At 55.9% G+C, this 9068-nt stretch carries 8 protein-coding genes; 6 read left to right on the top strand and 2 right to left on the bottom strand.

All coding sequences use genetic code 11. The features are described from left to right. The first annotated feature begins 50 nt into the window (after positions 1–50). The 6 genes from ptsP to ACIQ5B_RS08655 all read left to right on the top strand — a co-directional run bounded on the left by ptsP (position 51) and on the right by ACIQ5B_RS08655 (position 7464). Entirely contained in the window at positions 51–2315 is a 2265-nt protein-coding gene (gene ptsP, locus ACIQ5B_RS08680; protein WP_397598659.1) for a phosphoenolpyruvate--protein phosphotransferase, read from the top strand. A gap of 115 nt (positions 2316–2430) precedes the next feature. Beyond that, the gene (locus ACIQ5B_RS08675; protein ID WP_397598658.1) at positions 2431–2952 is read left to right on the top strand and encodes a helix-turn-helix domain-containing protein; all 522 of its coding nucleotides are present in this window, start codon (positions 2431–2433) and stop codon (positions 2950–2952) included. A gap of 129 nt (positions 2953–3081) precedes the next feature. After that, the gene (locus ACIQ5B_RS08670) at positions 3082–4041 is read left to right on the top strand and encodes a hypothetical protein (protein ID WP_397598657.1); all 960 of its coding nucleotides are present in this window, start codon (positions 3082–3084) and stop codon (positions 4039–4041) included. Further along, positions 4032–4979 (top strand): tRNA lysidine(34) synthetase TilS, encoded by a 948-nt coding sequence (tilS, locus tag ACIQ5B_RS08665; protein WP_397598656.1) that lies wholly within the window; start codon positions 4032–4034, stop codon positions 4977–4979. The genes ACIQ5B_RS08670 and tilS overlap by 10 nt, the downstream gene beginning before the upstream one ends. A gap of 113 nt (positions 4980–5092) precedes the next feature. After that, a complete protein-coding gene (gene ftsH, locus ACIQ5B_RS08660) occupies positions 5093–7039 on the top strand; it encodes an ATP-dependent zinc metalloprotease FtsH (protein WP_397598661.1) in 1947 nt (648 codons plus the stop codon). Between the two features lie 65 nt (positions 7040–7104). Next, complete coding sequence (locus tag ACIQ5B_RS08655; protein WP_306062229.1) at positions 7105–7464, top strand: hypothetical protein; 360 nt, start codon at positions 7105–7107, stop codon at positions 7462–7464. Positions 7465–7514: 50 nt separating this feature from the next. On the opposite strand, the gene ACIQ5B_RS08650 is transcribed toward ACIQ5B_RS08655, so the two are convergent. Both ACIQ5B_RS08650 and rpoZ read right to left on the bottom strand, forming a co-directional pair. Then, a complete protein-coding gene (locus ACIQ5B_RS08650) occupies positions 7515–8621 on the bottom strand; it encodes a DUF3667 domain-containing protein (protein WP_397598655.1) in 1107 nt (368 codons plus the stop codon). A gap of 87 nt (positions 8622–8708) precedes the next feature. Next, positions 8709–9053 (bottom strand): DNA-directed RNA polymerase subunit omega, encoded by a 345-nt coding sequence (rpoZ, locus tag ACIQ5B_RS08645; RefSeq protein WP_397598660.1) that lies wholly within the window; start codon positions 9051–9053, stop codon positions 8709–8711. Positions 9054–9068: the final 15 nt, after the last annotated feature.

Below are 9068 nucleotides of genomic sequence, written 5' to 3'. Positions count from 1 at the left end.
ATTTCAAGCGGGGTATCGCTTGCCTTTTGTGTCTCTGCTAGATGGGGCATATGGAAAGCGCTACCCGTTCCGCCCGCAACATACTGACCGGTCTTCACGAAGTGATGGCCTCGCGAAACCATGCGCAAGGCAAATTGAACCATGTGGTCAATATCATTGGTGAAGCGCTGTCGAGCGAAGTGTGCTCGATCTATCTGTTGCGCGACGGTGCGCTTGAATTATTTGCGACGCGCGGATTGAACGAAGCGGCGGTCCACGTCACCCGGCTCGGCTTGGGCGAAGGCCTTGTCGGCACGATTGCGGAAAATGTCGAAACATTGAACTTGGACGAGGCTGCAGCCCACCCCAATTTTCGTTATGTCCCCGAAACAGGAGAAGAACGCTTTCACAGCTTTGCAGGCGTGCCGATTGTGCGTTCCGAACGCGCGGTTGGCGTATTAGCCGTGCAACATGTCGAACCACGGAAATATGAAGAGGTCGAAATTGAGGCGCTTCAGACCGTGGCCATGGTGCTGTCAGAACTGATCGCCAATGCAGACCTTGTCGACGAGCCAAGCGCGCGGGGCGAGAATGACACCGGCACGATTAGCCTCACGGGCCTACCGCTTGTTAAGGGCGCGGCGGCTGGCGTTGCCATTTTTCACCAGCCCAATGTCCGTATTGAACATACCGTCGCTGAGGATATCGAAGCCGAGCGCCACCGCGTTTATTCCGCCTTTGACAAAATGCGCGAACAAATCGACCGCATGGCGAGCCAAATTGATTTCGGCACAGGCGGCGAACATGAAGAGGTCATCGCGACCTATAAAATGTTCGCATATGACGAAGGCTGGAGCCGCCGCATTAACGAGGCCATCGATAGCGGCCTGACGGCGGAAGCCGCCATCGAACGCGTCCAGCAACGCACCCGCATGCGTATGCGTCAGATTGACGATGCGCTGCTGGCGGACCGCATGCACGATCTGGAAGATCTATCCAACCGGTTGCTGCGGATTGTGTCGGGTCAGATGAGCACGGCTGCGCAACTGGGCCTGAAAAAAGACTCGATCCTGATTGCGCGCAATTTGGGGCCGGCTGAACTGCTCGAATATGACAAACGGCGTCTGCGCGGCGTGGTGCTTGAGGAAGGTTCGCTTACCGCGCACGTCGTTATTGTCGCACGCGCGATGGGTATCCCCGTGCTGGGCCGTGTTCAAGGCATCCGCCACAAGGTGCGCGATGGCGACATGCTGCTCCTCAACGCCGACGAAAAAAGCGTCATCGTCAGGCCATCGTCGGCTGCCGAAGAGCTTTTCCAGCACGATCTGGTCGACCGGCAAAAGAAAAAGGCCCGCTATGCAGCGATGCGTGACGCGGCATCGGTCACCAATGATGGCGTGCCGGTGACGTTAATGATCAACGCCGGGTTGCGCGACGATATGTCCGCCTTGGCCACCACCGGCGCGGAGGGCGTTGGCCTGTTCCGTACCGAATTCCAGTTTTTGATATCGGCCACGCTGCCTCAACGTGAGCGTCAGCAACGCTTTTATCGCGATGTCATTGAAGCGGCAGGCGACAAGCCGGTCATTTTTCGTACGCTCGATATCGGCGGCGACAAGCCCCTGCCTTATTTGAAAGACGAAACGAGCGAGGAAGAAAACCCCGCACTCGGCTGGCGCGCGCTGCGCCTGTCTTTGGACCATGCAGGGCTAATGAAAGCGCAAGCCCGCGCACTTATTGAAGCATCCGCAGGCCGCACATTGAACGTCATGTTTCCCATGGTGTCCGAGCCGTGGGAATTTGACGCGGCCCGGGAAATATTTGAAGGCCAGATGGAATTTTTGGGTCGCCGAAAGAAACGGCTGCCGACGAAAATCCGTTATGGGGCCATGCTTGAGGTGCCGGCACTGGCCGAAACACTCGATATGTTGCTACCTAAAATCGATTTTCTGTCGATTGGCACCAATGACCTCACCCAGTTCCTGTTTGCAGCGGATCGCGCAGACCCGCGCTTGGCCGAGCGATATGATTGGTTGAGCCCCGCCATTTTGCGTTTCATTCGGCGCGTTGTGCAGACAACGGACGGCTATCCAGTCGACGTCGCGGTATGCGGCGAAATGGGTGGGCGGACGCTCGAAGCGCTCGCGTTGATTGGCCTGGGCATCCGTCGTCTGTCGATCACGCCAGCGGCCGTGGGCCCCATAAAAGCGATGGTGCGCACGACCAACCATGCGGATATTCGCAAGAAGATGGACGAGCTTCTCAATAATCCCACGGGGAATTTGCGTGAGGAGCTGGCAATATGGGCCGCAAGCCAAGGCATTGAAACCGGCTAAATTGCAGGATTTCCCAAAGATGCAAAACTGTAATCGCCGTTGACTTTATCGGGAAGATGACCATTGTCCGCATAACTGCACAAAGAGGTAGAAAAAATGGGGCGTGGAGATTGCAGTGGACTTATTAGCTTCTGTTGACGAAGGGCACGGATCCGTAGGTAGCCAGCTAAAAGCAGGCCGCGAACGGCTGGGTTTAAGTCTATCCGATATCGCTGCAAAAACCCGCGTGCCGACCCGCCACCTTGAATCTATCGAGCAATCAAATTTTGACGCCCTCCCGGGCCAAACATACACGCTCGGTTTCGCGCGATCTTATGCAAATGCTGTGGACATGGATGCCGCCGCAATCAGTGAGGCGATGCGCTGGGAATTGGCGCGCAGCGGTCATGAAGGCTATCAGCCACCAGCTCAAAACTACGAACCAGCGGACCCCGCACGCGTACCGTCGAAAACACTCGCATGGACGTCGGCCGCAATCGCGGCGGTGGCGCTGGCGGCATATTTGATTTTCAGAAGCCTAACACTCACAGATGCTGCGCCAGCCGACAAACCGGTCACGTCACCGATCTCCGTAAAGCCAGCCGCCACTGCACCGATCGCACCGCTGTCGGCAAATAATGCTGATTCTGCGCAGTAAAGCGCCGACAACGCCGTATAAATCCAAATAAAATCAGGTTTTCTTTGCACTGAAATGGTGTGATGGCTATTTATCGCGTTGGTCCAATCAGCGATACGTCCAAACTTGTCAGTTTAAGGGGAATGAGCAATGAATTTTCGGCTTGCTTTGTTGAGCGGCGTAGCATTTGCACTCAGCGCATCCGCAGTTGCGCAAGATGCAAATATTGACGGACGCGTGGGCAAGCTTGAAAAAGAAATGCGCGCTGTCCAGCGTCAGGTCTTTCCCGCAGGTGCCGGCAAATTTATCGCGCCTGACATCCAGTCACCGACCACTGCCCAGCCCGAGAATTCCTCCACCACCTCCGCTACGTCTGACCTGTTGGTGCGTGTCGACGCGTTGGAAGCACAGTTGGCGACTTTGACGGGTCAGGTCGAGCAGCAGGGCAACAATATGCGTGGCCTCGAAGCGCGTTTGAAAATCTTGGAGGCGCAAATGGCGAGCGCGCAGCTGGCGAGCGCACCACAGGAAACCGCCGTGCCGGCAACCGCGCAGGCGTCAACCGCTCCAAGCGTCTTACCTGCAGCAGCACCTGTGCCTGCAGCAGTGGCCGTCAAGCCAAAACCCGTTGTAGCAGCAGCCAAACCGGTGGCTACGGCGGCTAAACCAAGTGCCGCCCGCGTTGCCGCAGTTGCTGCCATTGAACGGCCAGCCACTGGCGACGCTTTTGAAGATGGCTACACTTATGGCTTCAGATTGTGGGAAGCGAAATTCTACCCAGAAGCGCAAGCCACGCTGGAAGAAACGCTTAAAACATATCCAAAGCATAGACGTGCAAGCTTCCTGCGCAACTTGCTCGGACGGGCGTGGCTTGACGACAAAAAGCCTGCGACCGCCGTTAAAATTTTCTACGATAACTACAAAGCAGACCCGCGTGGCGAACGTGCGCCCGACAGCCTGTTGTTCTTAGGATCAGCGTTAACCGACCTCGGCAAAACCGCTGAGGCATGCGAAGCATATGGTGAGCTTACACGAGCCTATCCAGATGTTGCGACCGGTCGCTTGGCGGATCGGGTCACTGCCGGTAAAACACGCGCGAAGTGCAAGTAACCGTCGACGCAGCGCTTCTTGGCCGCTTTAACGGCGCGGTAAATGCGATGCATATCCCTGACGGCGCGCGCATATTGTGCGCGGTATCCGGCGGGCCCGACAGCCTGGCACTGCTGATATTGTTGCACAAAACCATGCCCGATCGCGTCGTCGCGGCGACCGTCGATCATGCGTTAAGGCCAGAATCTGCCGAAGAGGCGCAATATGTGCAGCGCATGTGCAAAGACATGCATGTGCCGCATGTCATTTTGTCGCCTGCCGAAAAAATCAGCGGAAATATTCAATCATCCGCGCGGCATGCGAGATACACGTTATTGGCGCAGGCGGCAGAGCAGCATGATTGTGCGTATATCGCCACCGCCCACCATGCCGATGATCAGCTTGAAACCATACTAATGCGGCTTGCGCGCGGCAGCGGCGTTGACGGGCTATCGGCTATCCGGTCGAAAAATGGGAACATACTGCGCCCCTTATTGGGGTTCACGAAAGACGAGTTGATGTCCATTTGCGCGGCCGCTGGACTCAATCCAGTGGAGGATCCCAGCAACGCAAATACCGACTTTGAACGGGTCGCGATGCGCCATTGGCTGGCGAACACCCATCACCCCTTTCGCGCCGACCGTGCCGGACGCACCGCCAGCGCACTGGCAGAAGCCTCAGAGGCGCTGAATTGGATGACCGAAACACTCACGCAAGAGAGGGTCCAGCGCGAAACGGACGCTATCATCTGCGATGCGCGCGATGTCCCGCGTGAGATACAGCGCCGCCTGTTGATCCATTGCCTGAAACTGATGGAGCCCGAACTTAGCCCGCGCGGCGACGCCATTGACCGCTTGCTTGCCGAACTTTCGGACGGGCGCACCGCCACCATGGGTGCTGTCAAATGCGAAGGCGGCACCAATTGGCGGTTTACCATGGCACCGCCGCGGCGGAGCTAAGTTTAGGTCCGCTGGAATTTTGCCAATCCCTATATTGCCATTCACATAATCGCACCTACATTGCAGCAGTATCTCCGCGTATTTGGCGCGGGGCTGAAATCAAGGCAGTTATGATGAACGACGAGCAGGAACCAAAGAGCAACCCGATGCTGCGGAATATGGCCATCTGGTCGGCCATCATTGTGGCGCTTCTGGTCGTCGCCTCCATTTTCAACGGCTCATCCACGCCAGCCAACGGTATCACCTATTCGTCCTTCCGCGACAAGGTTGAGGCAGGCGAAGTCAAATCGGTCGCCGTCGCACCCGATCGTATCACCGGCAAACTGCAGAATGATGAATCGTTCGTCACGGTTCCGCTTCCCAATGACTCTAGCCTCCCCTCTTTGCTCATTGAAAAAGGCGTGGTGGTCGAAGCGAAGGCAGAAGAACAACCCAGCCTGCTGTTAATCCTCATATATCAGGCACTGCCATTCCTGCTGATCTTGGGCATCGCATTTTTCGTGTTGCGCCAAATGCAAAAGGGCGGCGGTGCTGGCGGTGCCATGGGCTTTGGCAAGTCCAAGGCAAAGCTGCTGACCGAAAAGCATGGCAAGGTCACTTTTGAAGATGTTGCCGGCATTGACGAAGCGCGTGAAGAGCTTCAGGAAATCGTCGAGTTTTTGAAAGACCCTCAGAAGTTCAGCCGTCTGGGCGGGAAAATTCCCAAGGGCGCATTGCTCGTCGGTTCGCCCGGTACAGGTAAAACGTTGCTCGCCCGCGCCATTGCGGGTGAAGCAGGCGTTCCATTTTTCTCGATTTCAGGTTCTGACTTCGTTGAAATGTTCGTCGGCGTTGGCGCGAGCCGCGTGCGCGACATGTTTGAACAGGCAAAGAAGAACGCACCGTGCATCGTGTTTATCGATGAAATCGATGCCGTGGGCCGCAGCCGCGGCGCTGGCCTTGGCAACCAAAATGACGAGCGCGAACAGACGCTGAACCAGCTTCTGGTCGAAATGGATGGCTTTGAAGCGAATGAAGGCATCATCATCGTTGCCGCCACCAACCGCCCGGATGTGCTCGACCCTGCCTTGCTGCGTCCCGGTCGTTTCGACAGGCAAGTCGTCGTGCCGCGTCCTGACATTGATGGCCGCGTGAAGATCCTCGACGTCCATATGAAGAAAGTGCCTTTGGCACCTGATGTCGATGGCCGGGTGATTGCCCGCGGTACGCCTGGTTTCTCCGGCGCTGACCTTGCGAACCTCGTCAACGAAGCGGCCTTGTTGGCGGCACGCCGTGGTAAACGCCTGGTGGCCATGCGCGAATTTGAAGACGCGAAAGACAAGGTGATGATGGGCACCGAGCGTAAGTCCATGGTCATGACCGAAGACGAAAAGAAAATGACCGCCTATCACGAAGCCGGACATGCGATTGTTTCAATCCATGAAGCGGCGTCGGACCCCATCCATAAGGCGACCATCATTCCGCGCGGTCGCGCTTTGGGGATGGTCATGCGCCTGCCCGAGCGTGATAATTACAGCTATCATCGCGACAAAATGCACGCCAACCTATCGGTATCAATGGGTGGCCGCGTGGCGGAAGAACTGATCTTCGGTTATGACAAGGTCAGCTCCGGTGCCTCAAGCGACATCCAATATGCCACGAGCCTTGCGCGCGACATGGTGACCCAATGGGGCATGTCGGACGAAATGGGCCCGCTGCAATATGAAGAACGGCAGGACGGTTATCTTGGCTATGGCATGTCGCAGCGGTCGGCGATGTCCGACGAGACAGCACGCAAGATAGATGCTGAAATTCGTAAGCTGGTGGAGGGCGGCCATAAACGCGCGACCGACCTTTTGAAAAAGCACGACAAGCAACTTCATCTTCTGGCCAACGCGCTTTTGGAATTCGAAACCTTGTCCGGTGACGAAATCAAGCAGCTGCTTGAAACCGGCAAGTTCGAACGCGACGATGGCAAGGTTGCGCAACCATCGTCCGTCCCCACTGTGGGCACGGCCATTCCAAAGGCTGGCCGTCGCAAATCATCGTCTGTGGGTGACGTAACGCCGCAAGGCGTCTGATTTTCATCTTTGCAAGATAAGCTCAACGCTTTAGTCCGGTTGACGAGAGAGTTGAGGTCGCAAATATGAAGTTCGCCGTGCTGATTGCCAGCGGTGCACTATTGTGCGCCGTTCCCGCCCAAGCCATGGATGCGGAAACATTTTATGTGAAGGCGCTCGCCCTTAAGAAAAAGGGCATGAGCGCGGTATTTTCAAAAGAGATCAAGCCGATGGCACGGCTGTTTCAAGCAGCCGCAGCTTCCGTCAAAGCAGAAAATGAACAAGCACATGCGGCGGGCAAGCCGTTGTTTTGCGCACCCAAAAAATATCGTCTGACCGCCGAGCAATTTCTGGAGGGTTTCGCGAGCATTCCCCAAGAACGCAGGCGCATTCAAACCGTTCGGGATGCCTGGCGCGAGATCGTGATACGCCGTTTTCCTTGTTAGGCCGATCCTAAATCGCGCCGGAGAGCGGCAAAGTTAAAATGCATATATTGTCAGCTGACACCGATGGCGACAACGAGGACGGCAAATAACGTCAGCGCGGTCATGGCAAAGACGGATAACAAGCACATCCGCCAAAAGGCGCCAAATCGCGACGTTTCATATGCCTGATGCAATTGCCGGTACATGTGAATGGGCGGATAAAATGTGAGCAACAATCCGCCGATGGTTTCTGTCGGGCCAAAGCTAATCAATACTCCGCAGATCAGGGCAAGCAGCATCATGAAGGTCAATGAATAGGTCACGAACACTGCGTGATCGAACATCTTGAACCGCCGGCGCCAGAAAAACAGCAGCCAGACAAAGGGGACCGATATCGGAATAAGTGCCCAGCTGTATTTATAGGCATTAGATTGCATCTTATAAAAAAGCAGCTGCGGATTTTTCTTCGCCGTTTCCGCTGCCTTGTTGAGATAGGCTGCGCCCGGAAATTCCAAGTCGGTAAATTGGTACCCGTCGGCATCATTGGTTCCGTTGCCGAAGCTGTTCGCCGCGGTTCCCATGAGCTTAAGGCCCAACCTGTCGGATTTCAGCTCTTGCTCCAACGCTTGCGTTGGCTTTCCTGCTAAACGGGCAGCGACCACTTCCTTTTCCAGCCGGGCGATATCGTCCCGCAATTTGCGCTGTTCGGCCGCAAATTCGGGCGTCGCGACCGCTGCTTTGGTGGTTCCAGCGCCCAACTCAACAGCGGCTTCGTTGCCATGCGACATCGAGTTAAATACCGCAAAGGTCAGGAACACCGAAAATAGAAACAGCGCGAGTGGAGACACAAACTTGGCGCGTTCACCATGGACATAGCGCCGCGTTAATTCCCCGGGCTTCCAGAACAGCATGGGTAATGTCCGCCAAATCTTGCCGTCGAAATGCAGGACGCTGTGTAAGATGTCGTGGCCGAACGCACTCAATGTGCGGTGCGCCTTCGCCTTTTGGCCGCATATATGGCAATGTGTCCCAAGCAAGGCCGTGCCGCAGTTCAGGCATATATCAGATAGATCTTTTAGATCTTTTAGATCTTTGCCCTCGCCCGCATCCGGTTCAACAGCGCGTGCGACTGCTGCGCCAGTGATGATATCTGCTGCCGCTGCCAATTCCCCACTCATCTGACCTTTGTATCAGCGGAGCGGTGGAATGCCAAAAGAAAAGGCCCGGACAAGCCGGGCCTCTTTCTTCAATATATGTGCGCTAAATTACCGGTCGTAATCGCGCTGCATGCCTGCGCCACGTGCAGGAGCCGCGGCCGTGAGGCGAAGTGCTTCTGCCGAAAGGCTGATCGAACCGACTTCATCGGCTTCTTCATCCTCATCCACCTGAACCTTCTGCAACGACTGCACGAGGCCTTCTTTCAGCTGGTCTGGACGAATCGTTTCTTCAGCGATTTCGCGCAAAGCCACAACAGGGTTTTTATCGCGATCGCGATCGACAGTTAGTTCAGCACCACCAGAGATTTCACGCGCGCGTTCTGCGGCGAGTAATACGAGGTCAAACCGGTTGGTGACCTTGTCGATGCAATCTTCAACAGTAACGCGTGCCATCTTGGCTCCTGATTC

The sequence above is a fragment of the Sphingorhabdus sp. genome, assembly GCF_044374345.1.
Classification (GTDB): domain Bacteria; phylum Pseudomonadota; class Alphaproteobacteria; order Sphingomonadales; family Sphingomonadaceae; genus Sphingorhabdus_B.
The sequence above is the reverse complement of the archived record's forward strand: the minus strand, read 5'-3'. Positions and strand labels throughout refer to the sequence as shown.